The sequence below is a fragment of the Alitiscatomonas sp. genome (genome assembly GCF_037242085.1).
GTDB classification, from domain to species: Bacteria; Bacillota; Clostridia; order Lachnospirales; family Lachnospiraceae; genus Alitiscatomonas; species Alitiscatomonas aceti.
The window spans coordinates 1-1,344 of the sequence record NZ_JAXXBR010000001.1 but is presented as its reverse complement, the minus strand read 5'-3'; the positions used below and the strand labels follow the sequence as shown (position 1 = coordinate 1,344).

Genomic DNA, 1,344 nt, shown 5'->3' with positions numbered 1-1,344 from the left:
TGTTCCTGCCGGAGGACAGGGAAAAGGCCGCGGGCGTTTTGGATGCCGTGGTCATGGAGCCCATCATCGGCATGGAGGACCCTTGGCGTTACCGCAACAAGGCCCAGTATCCGGTGGGCCTGGGAAAGGACGGACAGCTGACGGCGGGATTTTACGCGGGACGCACCCATTCCCTGATCCCGGCTCCGGGTCTGGACTGCCTTCTGGGCTGCCAGGAAAATAAGGAGCTTCTGAAAATTATCCTGGATTTCATGAAAGAATATAAAATAAAGCCCTATGACGAGGCCGCCCATCAGGGCCTGGTGCGCCATGTGCTCTTAAGAAAGGGATTTTCCAGCGGCGGGCTGATGGTCTGCCTGGTCATCAATGGAGAGGAGCTTCCCCACGGCGGGGAGCTGGCGGAGCGGTTAAGGGAGGCAGGCGTCTCCAGTGTATCGTATTCGGTCAACACCGAGCGGACCAACGTGATCATGGGCACAAGGATCGTAAACCTTTACGGCCCCGGCTATATCACAGACACCATCGGTGATATCGAATACCGGATCTCCCCCCTTTCCTTTTACCAGGTGAATCCGGTACAGACGGAAAAGCTTTACGGCACGGCCCTGGAATTTGCAGATCTTTCCGGCGGCGAGACGGTCTGGGACCTTTATTGCGGCATCGGGACCATTTCATCATTTCTGGCGAAGAAGGCCGGGAAGGTCTATGGCGTGGAGATCATTCCCCAGGCCATTGAGGACGCCAGGGAGAATGCCAGGAGAAACGGCATCGAAAATGTGGAGTTTTTCGTCGGCAAGGCCGAGGAGGTGCTGCCGGAGCAGTATGAAAGGAACCATGTCCATGCGGACGTGATCGTGGTGGACCCGCCAAGGAAGGGCTGCGATCCCGTTTGTCTGGAAACGATCCTTAAGATGGCTCCAGAGCGGGTGGTCTATGTAAGCTGCGATTCGGCGACCCTGGCCAGGGATGTGAAGTTCCTGGAGGAAAACGGCTACCGGGCAATGCGTGTGCGTCCAGTGGATATGTTTCCGATGGGGGGACACTGCGAGTGTGTGGTAAAGCTGGAGCGAGTGGGAAAGTAATATGTGAGAACGGATAAGGGGCGGCTTTGGGGAGCGTTTGATCCAGGCCGCCGCCTTGTCCGGATTTCCGGTTTTGGGGTCGGGCTGGACAGTGAGTTCCCGTCGTTTGGATAGGATCCGGAAAATCCAGGAAATAGAGAAAAATTTAAAAAAATCCTTGACATTTCTTTACCTCTATTATATAATATCATCGTTGTTTGAAACAACTATTCCTCGATAGCTCAGTCGGTAGAGCACGCGGCTGTTAACCGCGCTGTCGTAG

General features: G+C 55.1%; 1 protein-coding gene. It reads left to right on the top strand.

Annotated elements, in window-relative coordinates; all coding sequences use genetic code 11:
• Window positions 1–1,082 (top strand): 23S rRNA (uracil(1939)-C(5))-methyltransferase RlmD (rlmD, locus tag WIH05_RS00005; protein ID WP_337424780.1); only part of this gene is annotated, 1,082 nt, incomplete at its 5' end.
• Between the last annotated feature and the right edge of the window lie 262 nt (window positions 1,083–1,344).